Genomic DNA, 18,897 nt, shown 5'->3' with positions numbered 1-18,897 from the left:
CGCTGCGGCAGCTTGTTGACGAAAGGCACCGGGGCCTTCGTCACGTACAGGGCCACGCCCAGCGCGATCCCCAGCCCCAGCAGCAGGCCCACGATCAGGCCCATGGCGAATCCGCCGCGCTGCTTCTGTTTACTCATTGCTGCTCCTGCGAGTCACGTTCCATCGCGTCCGGGGCCGACACCCCCAGCACCGCCAGCGCGTTGCGCATCACCTGCCGCGTCGCGGCCAGCAGCGCCAGGCGTGCGCGCGTCAGGGCCGGGTCGTCGCCCAGCACGCGTTCGGCGCCATAGTAGCTGTGCAGCGCGCCGGCCAGGTCGCGCAGATAGAAGGCGACGTCGTGCGGGGCCAGGTCTTGCGCCGCCGCCGTCAGCATGCGCGGATAGTCCGCCAGCTTGAGCATCAGCGCGGCTTCGGTCGGCGCGACCAGCAGCGACAGGTCGGCACCGGCCACCGCGGCCTCGTCATGGCCCTGCTCGACGCCCTTGCGCAGCACCGAGCAGATGCGCGCATGCGCGTACTGCACGTAGAACACGGGGTTCTCGTCGTTGGCCTTGAGCGCCAGGTCGACGTCGAAGACGAACTCCGTGTCGGCCTTGCGGCTGATCAGGAAGAAACGCACCGCGTCGCGGCTGGTCCAGTCGATCAGGTCGCGCAGCGTCACGTAGCTGCCGGCGCGCTTGGAGATCTTGACCTCGCCGCCGTCCTTCATGACGGTCACCATCTTGTGCAGCACGTAGTCGGGGAAGCCCTGCGGGATGCCGACGCCGGTGGCCTGCAGGCCGCCGCGCACCCGGGCGATCGTGCCGTGGTGGTCGCTGCCCTGGACGTTGATGCACTTGGAGAAGCCGCGCTTGAACTTGTTGACGTGGTACGCGACGTCAGGGACGAAGTAGGTGAAGGTGCCGTCGGACTTGCGCATCACGCGGTCCTTGTCATCGCCGTAGTCGGTGGAGCGCAGCCACAGCGCGCCGCCGTCCTCGTAGGTCTTGCCGTTGGCGATGATGCGCGACACGGCGTCCTCGACCTGGCCGCCGCTGTACAGCGAGGACTCGAGGAAATAGTTGTCGAAGCGCAGCCCGAACGCCTGCAGGTCCAGGTCCTGCTCGTGGCGCAGGAAGGCCACGGCGAACTGGCGGATCGAGTCGATGTCGTCCGGATCGCCCGACGCGGTGAACTCGCGGTCGTCGGCCTTCACCGTCTCCTTGCGCAGGAAGGCCTCGGCGATGTCCTGGATGTACTCGCCGTTGTAGAACTTCTTGCTCTCGGGGTTGTCTTCCTCGGTCGGCCAGACCGGATCGCCGGGCTTGAAGCCCTTGATGCGCAGTTGCGTGCTGTAGGCCAGCGTCCCGATCTGCACGCCGGCGTCGTTGTAATAGAACTCGCGGCTGACCTTCCAGCCCTGCGTCTCGAACAGGTGGCAGAGCGAATCGCCCAGCGCCGCCTGGCGCGCGTGGCCGACGTGCAGCGGACCGGTGGGATTGGCGGAGACAAACTCGACCAGCGCTGAGGTCTCGCGCGCCGGCTGGTGGCCGAAGCGCGACGTCGCGGCGAAGACCTCGCCGACCACGGCCTGGCGCGCCGCCGGCTTCAGGCGGATGTTGATGAAACCGGGACCAGCGATCTCCAGCGCCTCGACCCAGCGCTCGAAGGCGGGCTGCGCCTGCAGCTGGGCGATCAGCGTCTGCGCCAGCTCGCGCGGATTCTTCTTCAGCGCCTTGGACAGCTGCATCGCCGCCGTGCAGGCGAAGTCGCCGTGCGACGCTTGCTTGGGGTTCTCGAAAGCGGCCGCGGGCGCGGCCTTGATGAGGCCGCCGTCGACGGCCTCCTGGCTCAGGCCCTCGAGCACGGTGCCGAGGGCGGCGAGCAATTCCTGCTTGGCTTGGATCATGGGGCCGCATTTTAGGGGACCTGCCCTGTAAGAGACCGTGCGCCCCTCTTGCCCGCACCCTCTCCCTGGGGCAGGATGGCCCTCCGATGAGCGCCTCCGACGACCTCCGTCCCTCCACCTTTTCCGATTCGACGCTCGGCGGACTGGCCGACCTGCCCGAGCAGATCGGCAAGTACCGCGTGCTGAGACGACTGGGCGAGGGCGCGACCAGCGACGTCTTCCTCGCCATGGACGACTTCAAGGGCCAGGAGGTCGCCATCAAACGCATGCGCGCCTGGTCGGCCGGCGGCCGGTCCGAGGAAGACACGCTCAGCATCCGCTTCTTCGCCGCCGAGGCCGCGCTGGCCGGCCGGCTGCAGCATCCGAACGTGGTGCAGATCCTGGACGCGGTGCAGGACGGCGACCTGCCCTACCTCGTCATGGAGTTCGTCCACGGCGTCACGCTCAAGCACTTCTGCCGCAACGACCGGCTGCTGCCGCTGGACCAGATCGTCGAACTCGGGTTCAAGTGCGCGATGGCGCTGTCGTATGTGTTCCGCCAGGGCGTCGTCCACCGCGACATCAAGCCCGCGAACCTGCTGGCGGTGCTCGACAGCCAGGGTCAGGTCACCGACGTGAAGGTGAGCGACTTCGGCAGCGCGCTCAACCTCAACGCCGACATGACGCAGGTGCATCGCGTCGGCTCGCTGGCCTACATGCCGCCCGAGCAGATCGAGGGCGGCGATGTCGGCGCGCAGGCGGACATCTACGCGCTGGGCGCCGTGCTGTACCACATGGTCTGCGGCCGCCCGCCCTTCGACGCGCCCAACCAGATGGCGCTGATGCACCAGATCTACCACCAGGCGCCGCAGCCGCTGCTGGGCCAGCGCGGCGGCGTGACGGCGGAACTGGACGCGGTCATCCAGCGGGCGCTCTACAAGCATCCGTCCGAGCGCTACCCCGACTGGGAGTCCTTCGGCCAGGCGCTGTCGGAACTGGTCGCGAAGCAGTTGGTTCCGCTGGCACGGCTGAACGAGGTGAAGGACTCGGAGCGTTTCAACCTGCTGCGCGGGCTGGAGTTCTTCGCGGGCTTCGGCGATGTCGAGCTCTGGGAGGTCGTGCGGCGCGCGCGGTGGCGCCGGTATCCGCTCGACTACCTGCTGTTCAAGAAAGGCCAGGAAGGCAACACCTTCCACATCGTCACGCAGGGCGAGGTCGAGGTCTGGCGCGACGGCGCGCTGGTCGCGACGCTGGGCACCGGCACCTCGGTCGGCGAGATGGCGTATCTCGCGCCGAATCCGGATCTGCGCCGCCACAGCACCGACATCAAGGTGACCCAACTTTGTACGACCGTGTCCTTTACACCGGACTCGCTGGGGCAGCTCAGTCCCGAGTGCCAGCACCGTTTCGACCGGGCTTTCATACAGGTCCTGGTCAGGCGGCTCCATCTCGCCCATGAGGCGCTGGCGTCTCCGCGCCGGATCATGTGAGTGGCCATCTGACTCGCACCAGCAGGCGCGAGTCGAATCGAGGCCAACCGGTCCGGGTCATCGGGTTTCTTGACGTACGTCAACCGCACTTGAGGGCGGTTCGTTCGTATGCTCAACTGCTTCACAGGTCCTTCCCCAAACCCCCTGTAGCCCCGTAGGAGAGAGTGATGAAACACCTGACCCCGACCTCGCTGTTCGCTGGTGCCCTGCTCGCGCTGGCCGCGCTGGGCGCGCATGCCGCGGACGATGCCAAGAAGGCGCCGTCCGAGAAGCAGCTGAAGCAGCAGCAGCTGATGAAGTCCTGCAACGCCGATGCCAAGGACAAGTCCGGCGACGAGCGCAAGGCCTTCATGAGCAGCTGCCTGAAGGGCGAGACGGCCTCGGCACCGGCCAAGACCGCTCAGCAGACCAAGATGACGACGTGCAACGCCGACGCCAAGGGCAAGACCGGCGATGCCCGCAAGGCCTTCATGAAAGAGTGCTTGTCCGCCAAGTGACTGTGACGGGTCGCAGGCGTGCGTGACGCTGCGAAGCGAGCGTCAGCCCCCATGAACAAGGCCCTCTCGCGAGGGCCTTGTTCACTTCGTCAGTACGCCGCGCGCGAGCATCACCGCCGCGATCGGGATCAGGATCAGCAGGTGCGCCTGCATCATGATCAGGCGACGCGTCGAACGGATCTCTGCCTCACTCGGCAGGCCACCGCCGCCGTCCAGCGTCCTGAGCCAGCGGCGGAAGGTCAGCGTCGGCTTGATCGAGATCAGCCCGATCACGACAAACATCCCGAACTTGAAATGCAGCAGCGGCTGGTGCCAGTACCAGCCCAGGCCCTTCATGCCCCACCAGGTGCGGGCCAGGCCGGTGAGCAGCACCGCCACCGCGGTCATGCCGTAGATCATGTCCAGCCGCGACAGGCGGCGCACGACCGCCGGATTCATCCATTCGCTGCGGCACAGCGCCGCCTGGCTCGACAGGAAGACGACCAGGCTGAGGATGGCCACGATGTGCAGGCCGGCGAGCAGGGCTTCGAGGGTCATGGGGTTTCCCAGGTGGATGCGCGGGCCCAGTAGTCGGGGCTGCCGTGGTGTTCTTTCAGGAAGTCTATCCAGAGCCTCACGCGCAGCGGCAGGTGCTTGCGCTGGGGCAGCACGGCGAAGATGCCGTTGGGCGGCGCGGCGAAGTCGTCGAGCACGCTGACGAGCTCGCCCGCCTGCAGCGCCGCGGCCACTTCCCAGGTGCTGCGCCAGGCCAGGCCGAGCCCTTGCCGGCACCAGTCGTGCAGCACCTGGCCGTCGCTGCAGTCGAGCCGTCCGCTGGGCCGCAGGTGCAAGACCTGGCCGTCGATGCGGAACGCCCAGCCGCGCGTCTGGCTCGCGTCGGAGCTCAGCGTCAGGCACTCGTGCCGCATCAGTTCGGACGGATGTTTCGGCGTGCCGGCACGCTTCAGATAGGACGGGGCCGCCACGCAAAGCCGGCGGTTGTCGGCCAGGCGCATGCTGATCAGACTGGAATCGGTGAGATCGCCGACACGCACCGCGCAGTCGAAGCCCTCGTTGACGATGTCGACGACGCGGTCGCTGAGGTTCAGCGACACGCTGACCTCCGGGTGCCGCGACAGGAAGGCCGGCACCAGCGGCGCGACATGGCGCCGGCCGAATCCCGCCGGCGCGGTGATCCGCAGATGGCCGCTCGCCTTCACGCCACCGGCGCTGACGCTGGCCTCCGCGCTGGCGAATTCGGCCAGCAGGCGCTGGCAGTCCTCGAGGAAGGCGATGCCCTCGTGCGTCAGCGTGAGCTTGCGCGTCGTGCGCAGCAGCAGCTTCACGCCAAGCCGCGCCTCCAGCGCATCGAGGCGGCGGCCCATCACGGCCGGCGCCACGCCTTCGGTTTGCGCCGCGGCGGTCAGGCTGCCCTTGATCGCGACGAGCGCGAAGGACTCGATCTGTTTGAGGCGATCCATGGCCGGCGATTGTTGGACCGTTGCGCCGCCCGAAGCAATGAATGACGACCCTTGTCGTTGTTATTTGTGCAAAAAAGTCAGGGATCTTCGACCGGTGCCGACATGAATCGCCGCCCCCTCACCGCCTACAGTCGACGAACCGTTGAACCGTTGAACCGTCTTTCGGAGCCGTCATGACCGCACGCAGCCAACACCACCGTCTCCAGGTCGATGCCGCCCTGGCCCGTTTCATCGAGACCGAGGCCCTGCCCGGGACCGGCGTCGAGCCGGCCGCCTTCTGGCAAGGCTTCGACGCGCTCGCGCACGAGCTCGCGGAGAAGAACGCCGCCCTGCTGGCCGAGCGCGATCGCCTGCAGACCGAGATCGACGGCTGGCATCGCGCCCACCCCGGCCCGATCGCCGACATGGCGGCCTACCAGGCCTTCCTGAAGCAGATCGGTTATCTGGTGCCGCTGCCGGCGGACCCGAAGGCAACGACCGCCAACGTGGACGCGGAGCTGGCCGTCCAGGCCGGCCCGCAGCTGGTGGTGCCCATCCTGAACGCCCGCTACGCGCTGAACGCGGCGAACGCCCGCTGGGGTTCGCTCTATGACGCGCTCTACGGCACCGACGTGATCCCCGAGACCGACGGCGCCGAGCGCGCCGGCGGCTACAACCCGGTGCGCGGCGCGAAGGTCATCGCCTTCGCTCGCCAGGTGCTGGACCAGGCCGCGCCGCTGGCCGGCGCGTCGCACGCCGACGCCGCCGGCTACGTCGTCAACGGCGCCGCGCTGACTATCGCGCTGAAGGACGGCCGCACGGTCGCCTTGGCCGACCCGTCCCAGTTCATCGGTTATCTGGGCGATGCAGCCACCCCGACCGCCGTCCTGCTGCGCCACAACGGCATCCACCTCGAGATCCAGTTCGACCGCACGTCGACGATCGGCCAGGCCGACGCCGCCGGCGTCTCGGACCTGATGATGGAATCGGCCCTGTCGACCATCCTCGACCTCGAGGACTCGATCGCCGCCGTCGACGCCGAGGACAAGCTGCTGGCCTACCGCAACTGGCTGGGCATACTGCGCGGCTCGCTGACCGAGGGAGTCAGCAAGGGCGGCCGCACCTTCGTCCGCCGCCTGAATCCGGACCGCGTCTACAAGGCGGCCAACGGCGGCGACGACGTCGTGCTGCCGGGACGCTCGCTGCTGTTCGTGCGCAACGTCGGCCACCTGATGACCAACCCGGCCATCCTGCTCGAGGGCGGCCGCGAGATCCCCGAAGGCATCATGGACGCCGTGATCACGACGCTGATCTCGGTGCACGACCTGAAGCAGCTGTCGGGTTCCGGACTGCGCAACTCGCGCCGGGGTTCGATCTACATCGTCAAGCCGAAGATGCACGGCCCGGCCGAGGTCGGCTTCGCCAACGAGCTCTTCGGCCGCGTCGAGCAGCTGCTCGGCCTGCCGGCCTCGACGGTCAAGCTGGGCATCATGGACGAGGAGCGCCGCACCAGCGTCAACCTCGCGGCCTGCATCGCGGCGGCGCCCAGCCGCGTCGCCTTCATCAACACCGGCTTCCTGGACCGCACCGGCGACGAGATGCACACCGCCATGCTCGCCGGCCCGATGCTGCGCAAGGGGGACATGAAGGCCAGTGCGTGGATCCAGGCGTACGAGCGCAACAACGTGCTGACGGGCCTGAGCGCCGGCCTGCGCGGCCGCGCCCAGATCGGCAAGGGCATGTGGGCCATGCCCGACCTGATGGCCGCGATGCTGGAACAGAAGATCGCCCATCCCAAGGCCGGCGCGAACACCGCCTGGGTGCCCAGCCCGACCGCCGCCACGCTGCACGCGCTGCACTACCACCAGGTCAGCGTGGCGCAGGTCCAGCAGCAGATCGAGGCCGAGGCGCCCGGCGTCGACCGCGCCGAACTGCTGCAGCGTCTGCTCACCATCCCCGTGGCGGCCGCGCCGTCCTGGAGCGATGCGGAGAAGCAGCAGGAGCTGGACAACAACATCCAGGGCATCCTCGGCTACGTGGTGCGCTGGATCGACCAGGGCGTCGGTTGCTCGAAGGTGCCGGACATCAACCAGATCGGCCTGATGGAAGACCGTGCAACCTTGCGCATCTCAAGCCAGCACGTGGCGAACTGGCTGTATCACAGCGTCGTGACCGAGCAACAAGTCCGGGCGACATTCGAACGAATGGCCGCCGTCGTCGATGGTCAAAACGCGAACGACCCGGCATACGAACCGATGTTCGGCCATCCGAACAGCTTGGCCTATCAGGCCGCGCTGGATCTGGTGTTCAGGGGGCGTGAACAGCCTAGCGGCTACACCGAGCCCTTGCTGCATGCCTGGCGGCTGAAGCGCAAGACGGCGGCAACCGTCGGTGCCCGCTGAATATTCACGCAACAGTAACCATCTGTCGCGAATCGCCGGCATCGTTCGGCGTACGTCTCATGTGCGAAAGCGGCCTCCGGGCCGCTTTTCTGTTGTGTTCACTATCATTTTCAGCACTTCTTCCCAGAATCTCGCATCGTGACTTTTGGCATCTGGGTGCCTTCCGACATGCCGACCATGGCAAACGGCATGCCTCAAGCATCGGAAACCCTTACGGGACGCCCCCGAGATCCTTGGGATTCCCTACTCCTTAAAGTTTCTTCACTTAAACGTAGTGTCGAGCAACCAAAACACGGCGGCACAGCGATCATTTTTGTCATTTCATGGGAGTAGGCATGACCACTTCGCATCAACTCCGTCGCGTCAGCATCGCCACCGCGATCCTCGCGGCTTCGATCGGCGCCGCGCACGCTCAAGAGGCCGCGCAGCTGGAACGCATCGAGATCACCGGCTCCGCCATCAAGCGCTCGATCTCCGACGAAGGCGCCCTGCCGATCACGGTGATGAAGGCCGAGGAACTGCGGGCCTCCGGCGTGACCAGCGTCGAGGCGATCATCGAACTGCTGTCGTCCAGCCAATCGAGCAACACCGGGGCGAACTCCATCGGCTCGAGCACCGGTGGCGCCAGCTACGCGAACCTGCGCGGCCTGGGCACCAACAAGACCCTGGTCCTGCTGAACGGCCGCCGCATGACGGCCTTCGCCTTCGGCGCGAACGCGGTCGATCTGAACTCCATCCCCTTCGCCGTCATCGACCGCGTGGAAGTGCTGCGTGACGGCGCCTCGGCCGTGTACGGCACGGACGCGATCGGCGGCGTGATCAACTTCATCACGAAGTCCAACTTCCGCGGCGGCCAGGCCGTCGTCGAGTTCACCGACCCGCAGAAGTCGGGCGGCAAGAAGGAAGGCGCTTCCGTCACCTTCGGCTTCGGCGACCTCGAGAAGGACCGCGTGAACTTCTGGGGTTCGCTCGACAAGCGCCGCTCCGACCGCATCCGAGCACTGGACCGCGACTTCGCCAAGACCGGCATCATTCCGGGCAAGGGCGTCGCCGGCAGCTCGCCGACCACCTTCCCGGGCAACTTCACGCAGGGCAACCTGTCGGGCAACCCGACGGCTCCCACCTGCCAAGGCCCCCTGTCGGTCGTGAACCCGACCAACAACAAGGTCTGCATCTTCGACTTCAGCTCGACGATCGACATCGCCCCCGATGTCGACCAGACCACGCTGTCCGGCCGAGGCACGGTCAAGGTCGGCGACAACCATGTGCTGTCGCTGGACGTGATCTCGACCAAGAACGACAACACCGCGCGCGTGGCGCCGGACCCGGTGTCCGCCATCACGATCCAGCCGAGCAATCCGTTCTTCCCGAGCACCTACCCTGGCATCGATCCGACCAAGCCGATCAGCGTGGGTTGGCGGATGGTGCCGGCCGGCCCGCGGACCAACGGTTCGCACTCGACCGCCGAGCGCGCCGTGGCCGACCTGTCGGGCGTGATCGCCGACTGGGATTACCGTGCCGGCGCGCTGTACTCGAAGAGCACCGCCAATGACGCCGCCGTCGACGGCTACGTCAACGCGCCGTTCGTACGCGCCCAGGTCGCCGCGGGCAACCTCAACCCGTTCGCCAACGCGACGCCCGCCCAACTGGCCATCATCGAGCAGGCCAAGCGTCGCGGCGTGTTCGCCAACGCGACCGGCGAAACCAAGGGTGTGGACTTCCGCGCGTCCAAGGAGATCTTCGACCTGCCCGGCGGCCGCGCCGCGCTCGCCGTCGCCGCCGAATACCGCAAGGAAGAGTACAAGAGCGACACCAATGACGACGTCGTGCTGGCGATCCCGTCGGCCGGCCGCTCGCCCAACCACGTCGGCGGCGACCGCAACGTGAAGGCCATCGGCGTCGAACTGCTGCTGCCGCTGCACAAGATGGTGGAAGTTCAACTGGCCGTGCGCCGCGACGACTACTCCGACGCCGGCGCGACGACCAACCCCAAGGTCGGCATCCGCTTCCAGCCCATGAAGGAACTGGCGCTGCGCGGCTCGTACAACACCGGCTTCCGCGCCCCGGGCCTGGATGACCTGTACGCCCCGCAGACCGTGACCTTCTCGTCCGGCGCGAAGAACGATCCGCTGCTGTGCGACAGCCTGGGCAACCCGGTCAACGGCGGCGTGAAGAGCCGTGACTGCCAGTCGCAACCGCAGGTGCAGAACGGCGGCAACCCCAACCTGAAGCCGGAGAAGTCCAAGACCTTCACGCTGGGCTTCGTGGTCGAGCCGGTCAAGGCGCTGACGCTCTCGGTGGATTACTGGAACATCAAGCTGCGCGACCAGATCAACGTCCTGCCCATCGACGTGATCTTCGCGGACCCGACGCGCTACGCCGCCAACATCGTCCGCTGCAACACGCTGCCGACCGCCGTTCAGGCCAACCTGCAGCGCTGCGGCGGCCTGGACCTGAACAGCAACGCCATCGGCTACGTCATTCAGACGAACGACAACATCGGTCGCGTCAAGACCGACGGCATCGACTTTGCGGCGGCCTACTCCATGGCGCTGGGAGGCTGGGGCAATCTGGGGCTGTCTTACGAGAGCACCTACGTTCACAGCTACGAGTACCAGACGAATCCGTCGCAGAAGGACTACACGCAGAACGTCGGCGTCTACAAGGACGGCAGCCCGATCCTGCGCTGGAAGCACACGTTCTCGGCGGCCTGGGCGATGAACGCCTGGAGTTCGCGTCTGGCGATCCGTCACCAGAGCGGCTACACCGACCAGAACGATCCGACGACCGTGGTCGGTGGCCCGTCGTTCTACGGCAACGTGGCGACTTACACCCTGGTCGACCTGTCGGGCACCTACAAGTTCAACAAGTCGACGTCGGTGACGCTGGGCGTGAAGAACCTGTTCGATACCGACCCGTCGTTCTCGAACCAGTCGACCCGTTCGCAACGCGGCTATGACCCGCGTTACTCGGACCCGACCGGCCGCGCCTTCTTCCTGCGCGCCGCTTACGGCTTCTGATGCCAGGGGGTCATGACGCCGCTTGAGGGCGGGGTCATGTCGGCATCACGCAAAAACGCAGAAACGCCGAACCGGGTCACCGGATCGGCGTTTTTTCTTGTATGCGCAGATGCCCGGCGTCGGTGGGGGCGCATGAAAAAGCCGCCCCACGGGGGCGCCTCCGGCGCGGTGCGATGTGCGCCCAGGTTCAGGCCAGGTTCTTGGCCAGGAAACGCTCGACGCGTGCCCAGAAGTCGTAATTGTTGGCTTCCTTGCGCCAGCCGTGAGCCTCGTCGGGGTAGACCACCCATTCGACGTTCTTGTTGTGGCCGCGCAGCGCGTCGCGCATCTTCTCGCCGTTGATCAGCGGCACACGGACATCCAGCGCGCCATATGCCATCAGCACCGGCTGACGGATCTCCGCGGCGCGCAGCAACGGCGAGGTCTGCTTGAACTGCTCGGCGTCCTTCTCCGGATCCCCGATCAGGCGGCGGCGGCCAGCGTCAGGCCCGCCGAAGCGGTTGAAGTCGGTCCAGGTCACGGTGAACATGAAGCTGGGATCCGTCACGCCGACCCAGTTGATGCCGCACTTGAACAGCTCCGGCTCCTTGGCCAGACCCATCATGGTCAGGTAGCCGCCGTAGCTCGCGCCCGCCAGGCAGACGCGCTTGGGATCGACCTTGCCCTGCGCGATCAGCAGCTTGACGCCGTCGGTGACGTCATCTTGCATGGCCAGGCCCCATTGTTTCCAGCCGGCGCGGAACAGCTTGTCGCCGAAGCCAGTCGACGCGCGTGGCGCCGGCATGAACACCGCGTAGCCGCGCGACACGAGGAACTGCACCACCGGGTCCCAGCGCGAATGGATGGGCCGCACCCAGGGACCGCCGTAATGCAGCACCACCAGCGGCGGCTTGCCCTCGCCTGCAGGCAAAGTCAACTGCGCGGGAATCTGCATGCCGTCGCGGGCCGCGTAGCGGAAGAAGGTGGTGGGCCGCATCTCCGCGACCTTGACCCAGGGGCGCTGCGCGCCAAGGCCCTGGAACTTGTCCTCCTTGACCTGGTAGAGGTAATAACGACCGGGGTCCCGATCCGAACTGGAGAACACCAGCACCACGCGGTCGTCGTCCTTGCCGCCGACCTGCATGGCATTGATCGTGTCGGGCAACGCCTTGTCCACGGTGGACTGCAGCGCGGCCAGGCCTTCGTTGATCCAGTAGGTGCCGGACTGGATGGCCTCGTAGTCGATGCCCTGCACGGCATCGCCCGTGCGGTTGAAGCGCAGCGCGGCGTCGATATCAAAGCCCTTGGCGGCGAACACCGGGTTGGGGTCGACCTTGCCCGTCTTCGGATCGAAAAGGTACAAGCCCGTCGTGTCGTTGCCCGCATGGGCCGTAACGTACAGACGGCCGTCCGGCGCGAAGGCCTCCGGCTGCACGTGATCGGCGGAGTCCTCGTCGCGATAGCTGAGGACCTTCATCCAGGGCGCGTCTGCCGACTCGCGGAAATGGATCTCGAAGACCTCGTCGAGGTAGGTGACGCAGCAGCGCGGCACGCCTTTGCCATCTACCAGCCATTGCTGCGCGTTGGGCGGTCCGCCGATCGTCAGCGGCGAGAAGCGGCCCGTCAGCGTGTTGACACGGTAAAGGGTCGAGGAGGCCTTGCCCTTGGCCTGGTACGAATGCGCCACGACACGGATGTCGTCGGTCGGCTCGCCGTTTTCCACGATCCTCGAATGCACTTCCGATCCGGCGGGCAGCAGCTTGGCGCCTTCGGTCATGAAGGCGCGTTCAGCCAGGGTGACGTAGTTGCTGGCGTCGGCGTTGATGGCGAACAGTCCGGCCGCGCCGAGCTGGTCCGCGCCGCGCTGGCGGTCGGAGATGCCGAAAAACAGACGCGTGTTGTTGACCCACCCCAGGCCGCCGACGTCGCCGTCGGTGAAGTTGGTGATGATCTTCACCTTGCGCGTGGCGACCTCGACGACCACGATGTTGGCGCGGCCGTTGGCGGTGATGCGCGTCCCGGCGACGAGCTTGCCGTCGGGCGACAGTCGCGCCCCCGACAGCACCGGATTGCGGAAGAAGTCCTCGACCTTCAGGGTGGACGCGGGGGGCTCGGCGGCGGCGAAGCTCGGCAGGCCGATTACCGGCGTCAGCGAGGCCGCCGCGACGAGCGCGCGGCGACGGGTGTCGGGTAGCTTTTGGTTCATGGCTCGATCGGTTGTGAACGAAAAAGGGCGCCGTTGCCGGCGCCCTTGCAGTGTGGCGTCTGCCGCTGCAGTTCAGCGGAAGGTGTACTTCGCGCCCAGCTGGAAGAAGCGGCCGCGATTGGTGTACAGCTCCGCGAAGCCCATCTGCGTGTACGTGTTGCTCAACGCGTTGGTCAGGCTCAGCGGAGGCATCTTGTCGAACACGTTCTTGACCGTGAAGCTCAGCTCCAGGTTCTTCACGCCGGAGTACACGACCTGCGCGTCGCCTTCCTCATGGTTGCCGACCTTGCGGGTGTTGGCCGCGATCGGGAACGGACGATCCGTGTCCCAGAACCCGCCCACCGTGCGCCACTGCAGGTTCACCGCCCAGGGACCGAGTTCGCTCTGCACGATGAAGTTGTTGCGGAAACGCGGGGTGGCGTACGTGCCCGAGTACTCGGCCCAGTCATCACCGTCACCCTGGCGGGTCTTGTTGGTGAAGTTGTAGGTCAGCAGGTTGCGCAGCGTGACGTTGCCGACCGGCGTGGCACCCAGGCGCCAGCGCGCATCCACGTCCAGGCCCGAGGTCTCGCGCTCGGCGATGTTCTGCAGGTTGGTGAAGATGTTGAAGCGCGGACCGACCTTCTCGAACAGGCCCTGATCGATCGCGGAGGCGATCGTCGGGGAGCTGATGTCGTTGGTCTTCTTGATCTTCCACCAGTCGATGCTGGCGTTGAAGTCCTTGGAGAGTTCGAACACTGCGCCGATGTTGAAGGTCTTGCCCTTTTCCGGACGCAGGTCGGGGTTGGCACCGTTCACCTGGAACGCGTTCAGCAGGCAGCTTTCCTCACCGGTGACCGGATCGACCGTGACCGGCACGCCCAACTTGCGGCACGAGTCCGGCGAGGTGATCGTGGTCGCACCCTCTTCCTGGGCGCCGTACAGCTGCTTCAGCACGGGCGCGCGGAAGCTGCGGGTGAACGAGCCGCGGAAGGCCAGTTGCGGCGACACGGTCCACTTCAGGCCCAGGCGCGGGCTGGTGGCGTCGGCGTTGGGGTACTTGTCGTAACGGACGGCAGCCTGGCCTTCCAGCGACTTCAGGATCGGGATGCTCAGTTCCGTGTACACGGCCTTGTAGGTGCGCTTGGCTTCGACGGCCGCCTGGGCGATACCGCCCACGACCTTGCCTTCCTGCTGCAGCAGGTCGGGTTCGTCGGACAGCTTCTCGCGGTTCAGGTTCACACCCACCGCGAACTGCAGCGGACCGGCCGGCAGCTGGTACAGCTCGCCGGCGATCTGCGCGTTGAACGTGTCCAGGGTCGACTTGCCGACGCGCTTGGGCGAGACCTTCAGCCCTTCCACGAAGGCGGCGTCATTGGTGTCGATGGTGGGGTTCAGCAGACCGGAACCCGTGGCGTTGGCCCACTTGTCGGCGTCGTAGTAGTTGTAGTCCTGATTGGTGACCTTGCTCTCGCCGCGCGACAGCGACACCTTCCAGTCGTACTTGTTCCAGGAACCTTCCAGGCCGGTCGCGACGTTGTAGAAGTCGGACTTGCGGTCCGTGATCCGAGGGCCGCCCTGCATGAAGCGGCCGGCGATGTACACCTGGCCGGTGCCCGTGCCGTCGGCGTTCTTGATCTCGTAGGGCAGCTGGTTGGGGTTGGTGATCGGGACGATGAAGTAGTCCGGCACCGGATGCGCCTCGAAGTGGTCCTTCGAGGTGGAGAACGTGCCTTCCACGAACGCGCGGATATCGTTGGACACCTGGAAGTTCGCGATCGCCATCGCGCTGACGCGATCCGCACCGTTGTAGGCAGTCAGCAGCGACTTGTTGAAGTCGTAGCGGCAGATGTTGTTCGCGCCGAGCGAGTCCGCCGGGCAGGCGGCATAGGGCACGCCGACCAGGGCGCCGGTGTCCGGGTTGATCACGTTGCCGGTCGGCGAGAAGGAGCTGCGTGCGTCGGACGAGCCGAAGCGGCGGAAGTCCACCGAGCTCGACAGCGAGCGGTCCGAGCGCAGGATCGGGTCGCGCTTCAGGATGTCGAGGCCCAACAGGACGTTGAAGCGATCGCTGCTCAGATCGCCGAAGCCCGCGGACAGGCCGGCGCGCTTCTCGGTGCCGTCGCCGCGGCTGGAGCGGCCCCAGCTACCGCCGACTTCGATACCCTGGTAATCGGTCTTCGTGATGAAGTTGATGACACCGGCCACGGCGTCGGCGCCGTACAGGGCGGAGCCGCCGTCCTTCAGGATCTGGATCTGTTCGATCGCGCCGATGGGCAGCGAATTGATGTCGAATGCGGCGCCCGCGCCCGACGAGTCGTACAGCGCGTTCACCGGCAGGCGGCGGCCGTTCAGCAGGATCAGGACCTGGCTGCTGCTCAGTCCGCGCATGCCGATCGCGGCGGTACCGGAACCGGACGGCGAGTTCGACGCCAGTTCACCCTGGTCGAAGATGTCGATCGACGGGATGGAACGCAGCAGTTCGTTGACCGACGTGGCGCCGGTACGTTCGATCTGCTTGCGGCTCAGGACTTCCACCGGCGACACGCCTTCGGCGTTGGTGCGCTTGATGGCGGAGCCGACGACCTCGACGCGCTCCAGTTGCGCGTTCGGCTGGGGGGGATCGGCCTGCTGGGCCCGGGCCAGGCCTGTGAGGCCGCCCAGGAGCAGCAGCGCTGCCGCGGAGAGAGTAGTACGTTGATGCATGAGTCGCTTCCCAATTGAGCTGTGGAACGTTCGAACCACGGCAGACAGCACGGCGACGCGCGGCCCGGGTTGGGTGCGCTGGCGGACGGCTGATCCGAGTGATTGATTTTTTGACAGCCACCTTGAGACCCTGTCGGGGAACTCTCTAGGTCACAAATCGTGCACTTGTGATCCAGGCGTTGCGCCCTGGGCATCAGGCATGCCATAAGTCATTGATCAACAACATCTATTGACTGCCGTAACTACAACTTGAAGTCATTCGTAAAGTTTGATTTCTGTCTTGTGTGGGACATGAGCGTTGGCATGCGGCAACGGAATGTCACCAACCGGCTCGGATATGCAGACATTAACAAGCGGTAACCCGAACAGGGCCAACCCCAACTGGTGAGAGCACTTTCCAAAACCTGTCGTGACCGAGCAACAAATTCGTAAATCGAAGCTAGGGTTTTCCTTGGTATGTGCCGGCTCAGAAATGCCAAACGCCCCCACCTATTACTAAGCGCACCCGAGCAACAAAAGTACACGGGACCTTCTGCACACTGCCCTCAGCCGCGGATACCTCGTGGCCTTTTTTTGTTACGCCGTTCTGACAACGATCGGCGTGACCAACCGGAGTTGCAGAGATGTACAAATTGAACGCGGTGAGCCTGGCAGTCGCCGCCACCTTCGCGGCCGCGTCCCTTCCGGCGCTCGCCCAGCAGCAGGACCAGACCCAGCTCGAGCGGGTCGTCGTCACCGGCTCGGCCATCAAGCGCATCGACGCCGAGACCGCGGTCCCGGTGACGGTGGTGAAGATGGACGACCTGAAGAAATCGGGCATCACCTCCGTCGAGCAGGTGATGGCCAACCTGTCGTCGGTGCAGTCCACCGGCAACACGGCCCAGTCGATCGGTTCCAACAGCGGCGGCGCGTCCTTCGCCGACATGCGCGGCATCGGCGCCGACAAGACCCTGGTGCTGCTGAACGGCCAGCGCATCGCCAACAACGCGGTCGACGGCTCGGCGCCCGACCTGAACATGATCCCGTTCGCGGCGATCGACCGCATCGAAGTGCTGCGCGACGGCGCCTCGGCCCTGTACGGCACGGACGCCATCGGCGGCGTGATCAACTTCATCACCAAGTCCAACTTCCAGGGGGGCACCATCACCCTGGGCGCCGACTCCCCCGAGAAGACCGGCGGCAAGTCGCGCAACTTCAACGCCGGCTACGGCTACGGCGACCTGCAGAAGCAGGGCTTCAACCTGTTCGGCTCGATCTCCTACCGCAAGCAGGACGCGATCGACGGCACGCAGCGCAGCTTCAACCAGCGCATGCCCGGCGGCCTGTCCTACAGCACCGCGCCGGCCAACTACACGCAGGACAACGCGACCTTCTACAACCCGACGGGCACCGCCTGCACCGGGACGCAGATGATCTATTCCGGCGGCGCCTGCAAGCTGGTCACCGCCTCGTTCGTCGACTTCATCCCCAAGGTCGAGACCACCTCCGGCCTGATCAAGGGCAGCCTGCTGGTCAACGACAGCCTGACGCTGGGCGCCGAGCTGTTCGCGACCCGCAACGAGGTCACGACCTTCGTCGCCCCGGTCCCTTACGGCGGTTATGACGTCAACCCGGGCACCAAGTACTACCCGACGCCGCCCGCGGGCTCGCTCATCGACACCACCCAGCCGGTGATGGTGTACTGGCGCGACTTCCCCAACGGCTCGCGCGGCCAGACCAACAAGAACAACCAGCAGCGCCTGATGTTCACGGCCGACGGCAACGGCCTGGGCTGGGACTACGCGGTCAACCTGTCCTACAACCGCAACAAGGTCGACCAGTACCTGGTCAGCGGTTATGCCGACGGCGACCTGATCGGCGCCGGCCTGGCGGACGGCCGCATCAACCCGTTCGGCGACCAGGACGCCACCGGCACCGCGCTGCTGCAGCAGGCCGCGCTGAACGGCCTGCTGGAATCGGCCAAGGGCACCGTCACCAACCTGAACGCACACGCCAGCCGCGATCTGGTGGACTGGTTCGGCGCCGGCCGCCCGTCGCAGCTCGCGCTGGGCGTGGAGTTCCGCCACGAGAAGTTCAAGTCGGCCGCCAACACCGACTTCGCCGCCAAGGTCTCGGCCTCGACCGGCGTCGATCCGAACTCGCTGGCCGAAGGCTCGCGCAACGTCAGCGCGCTGTACGGCGAGCTGAACGTGCCGGTGCTCAAGTCCCTGGACGTGACCGCCTCGGTCCGTTACGACAAGTACAGCGACTTCGGCAGCTCCACCAACCCGAAGGCCAGCTTCCGCTTCCAGCCGATGAAGGAGCTGCTGGTGCGCGGCTCGGCGTCGACCGGCTTCCGCGCGCCGACGCTGTATGAGCTGTACGGCAGCCCGGCCTACACCAACACCGCCGGCAACTACGCCAACCCGCTGCTGTGCCCGGACGGCCAGTCCGGCAACCAGTGCGAGGCGCAGTTCCAGGTGCTGAACGCCGGCAACAAGAACCTGCGTCCCGAGAAGTCGAAGACCGCCACCCTGGGCTTCGTCGTCGAACCGGCGGCCAACCTGAGCGTGGGCGTGGACTTCTGGTGGGTGCACCTGAAGGACACGATCGGCTCGATCCCGCAGTTCGCGCTGTTCAACAACTACGGCACCTACCCGGCGCTGCAGCAGTACTTCCACTTCGGTCCTGGCAACACGCTGTCCATCGCCAGCAACTGCCCGGGCGAAGAGTGCGGCTACGTCGACCAGACCCTGCTGAACCTGGGCAAGGTGCGCACCAACGGCCTGGACCTGAGCGCCCAGTACCGCCTGAACAGCGCGATCGGCCAGTTCGACTTCGCGCTGAACAGCACCTACGTCGCCAAGTACGAGTTCCAGGACTTCAAGGACGGCTACTGGGTGCGCAACGTGGGCAACTACGGCGAGTCCGGTCCGATCTTCCGTTGGCAGCACAACCTGACGACCAACTGGCGTTACCAGGACTTCGGCGCCGGCGTGACGATGCGCTACAAGTCGGGCTACGCGGACTTCGATCCGAGCACCCACGCGCGCGTGCCGTCGTATACCACCTTCGACCTGTTCGGCAGCTGGGCGCCGCGCAAGGACCTGTCGCTGGTCCTGGGCGTGCGCAACCTGTTCGACCGCGAACCGCCGTTCTCCAACCAGGAAGACCTCTTCCAGGGCGGCGGCTGGGACTCGCGTTACGCCGACCCGACCGGTCGCGCGTACTACGTCCGGGCCACCTACTCGTTCTGAGCGGGACGGCCACATGAAGGCGGGAGGGGCGACCCTCCCGCCTTTTTTTCGTCCCTGCGACGCCGCGCCCCGCCGT

10 protein-coding genes are annotated in these 18,897 nt (G+C 66.2%); 5 read left to right on the top strand and 5 right to left on the bottom strand.

The features are described 5' to 3' along the window. Positions 1 to 133: 133 nt before the first annotated feature. Positions 134 to 1,888, bottom strand: a complete 1,755-nt coding sequence (argS, locus tag VF536_RS01370; protein ID WP_331612987.1) for an arginine--tRNA ligase — start codon at positions 1,886 to 1,888, stop codon at positions 134 to 136. Between the two features lie 86 nt (positions 1,889 to 1,974). Here argS and VF536_RS01365 point away from each other — a divergent pair, with 86 nt between their 5' ends. Next, positions 1,975 to 3,357: a serine/threonine-protein kinase gene (locus VF536_RS01365; RefSeq protein ID WP_331612986.1), complete on the top strand. Its 1,383-nt coding sequence runs from the start codon at positions 1,975 to 1,977 to the stop codon at positions 3,355 to 3,357. 167 nt (positions 3,358 to 3,524) lie between these two features. Next, on the top strand, positions 3,525 to 3,854 hold the full coding sequence (locus VF536_RS01360) for a PsiF family protein (protein ID WP_088408691.1): 330 nt from the start codon (positions 3,525 to 3,527) through the stop codon (positions 3,852 to 3,854). A gap of 81 nt (positions 3,855 to 3,935) precedes the next feature. Here VF536_RS01360 and VF536_RS01355 read toward each other — a convergent pair whose 3' ends face one another. Beyond that, positions 3,936 to 4,391 carry a DUF2214 family protein gene (locus VF536_RS01355; protein WP_331612985.1) on the bottom strand — a complete coding sequence of 152 codons (456 nt, stop codon included), beginning with the start codon at positions 4,389 to 4,391 and terminating at the stop codon, positions 3,936 to 3,938. Further along, on the bottom strand, positions 4,388 to 5,314 hold the full coding sequence (locus tag VF536_RS01350; RefSeq protein ID WP_331612984.1) for a LysR family transcriptional regulator: 927 nt from the start codon (positions 5,312 to 5,314) through the stop codon (positions 4,388 to 4,390). Before VF536_RS01350 ends, VF536_RS01355 begins: the two co-directional genes overlap by 4 nt. Before the next feature lie 173 nt (positions 5,315 to 5,487). Between VF536_RS01350 and VF536_RS01345 the strand changes: the two genes are divergently transcribed. Then, positions 5,488 to 7,695, top strand: a complete 2,208-nt coding sequence (locus tag VF536_RS01345; RefSeq protein WP_331612983.1) for a malate synthase G — start codon at positions 5,488 to 5,490, stop codon at positions 7,693 to 7,695. Between the two features lie 335 nt (positions 7,696 to 8,030). Then, complete coding sequence (locus VF536_RS01340) at positions 8,031 to 10,715, top strand: TonB-dependent receptor (protein WP_331612982.1); 2,685 nt, start codon at positions 8,031 to 8,033, stop codon at positions 10,713 to 10,715. A 187-nt stretch (positions 10,716 to 10,902) separates the two neighbouring features. Here the strand turns inward: VF536_RS01340 and VF536_RS01335 are convergent, their stop codons facing one another. Further along, positions 10,903 to 12,900, bottom strand: coding sequence for an alpha/beta hydrolase family protein (locus VF536_RS01335; protein ID WP_331612981.1), 1,998 nt, complete (start codon positions 12,898 to 12,900; stop codon positions 10,903 to 10,905). A gap of 72 nt (positions 12,901 to 12,972) precedes the next feature. Continuing rightward, positions 12,973 to 15,585, bottom strand: a complete 2,613-nt coding sequence (locus VF536_RS01330; RefSeq protein WP_331612980.1) for a TonB-dependent receptor — start codon at positions 15,583 to 15,585, stop codon at positions 12,973 to 12,975. Positions 15,586 to 16,208: 623 nt separating this feature from the next. On the opposite strand from VF536_RS01330, the gene VF536_RS01325 reads away from it, so the two are divergent. Continuing rightward, on the top strand, positions 16,209 to 18,821 hold the full coding sequence (locus VF536_RS01325; protein WP_331612979.1) for a TonB-dependent receptor: 2,613 nt from the start codon (positions 16,209 to 16,211) through the stop codon (positions 18,819 to 18,821). Positions 18,822 to 18,897 lie beyond the last annotated feature (76 nt).

The organism is Roseateles sp., assembly GCF_036486225.1.
Taxonomy (GTDB): Bacteria; Pseudomonadota; Gammaproteobacteria; order Burkholderiales; family Burkholderiaceae_C; genus Roseateles.
The sequence above is the reverse complement of the archived record's forward strand: the minus strand, read 5'-3'. Positions and strand labels throughout refer to the sequence as shown.

Bases quoted from the DNA above. Each gene is read 5' to 3' on its own strand.
- argS (WP_331612987.1), bottom strand. From the start codon at position 1,888: ATGATCCAAGCCAAGCAGGAATTGCTCGCCGCCCTCGGCACCGTGCTC.
- VF536_RS01365 (WP_331612986.1), top strand. From the start codon at position 1,975: ATGAGCGCCTCCGACGACCTCCGTCCCTCCACCTTTTCCGATTCGACG.
- VF536_RS01360 (WP_088408691.1), top strand. From the start codon at position 3,525: ATGAAACACCTGACCCCGACCTCGCTGTTCGCTGGTGCCCTGCTCGCG.
- VF536_RS01355 (WP_331612985.1), bottom strand. From the start codon at position 4,391: ATGACCCTCGAAGCCCTGCTCGCCGGCCTGCACATCGTGGCCATCCTC.
- VF536_RS01350 (WP_331612984.1), bottom strand. From the start codon at position 5,314: ATGGATCGCCTCAAACAGATCGAGTCCTTCGCGCTCGTCGCGATCAAG.
- VF536_RS01345 (WP_331612983.1), top strand. From the start codon at position 5,488: ATGACCGCACGCAGCCAACACCACCGTCTCCAGGTCGATGCCGCCCTG.
- VF536_RS01340 (WP_331612982.1), top strand. From the start codon at position 8,031: ATGACCACTTCGCATCAACTCCGTCGCGTCAGCATCGCCACCGCGATC.
- VF536_RS01335 (WP_331612981.1), bottom strand. From the start codon at position 12,900: ATGAACCAAAAGCTACCCGACACCCGTCGCCGCGCGCTCGTCGCGGCG.
- VF536_RS01330 (WP_331612980.1), bottom strand. From the start codon at position 15,585: ATGCATCAACGTACTACTCTCTCCGCGGCAGCGCTGCTGCTCCTGGGC.
- VF536_RS01325 (WP_331612979.1), top strand. From the start codon at position 16,209: ATGTACAAATTGAACGCGGTGAGCCTGGCAGTCGCCGCCACCTTCGCG.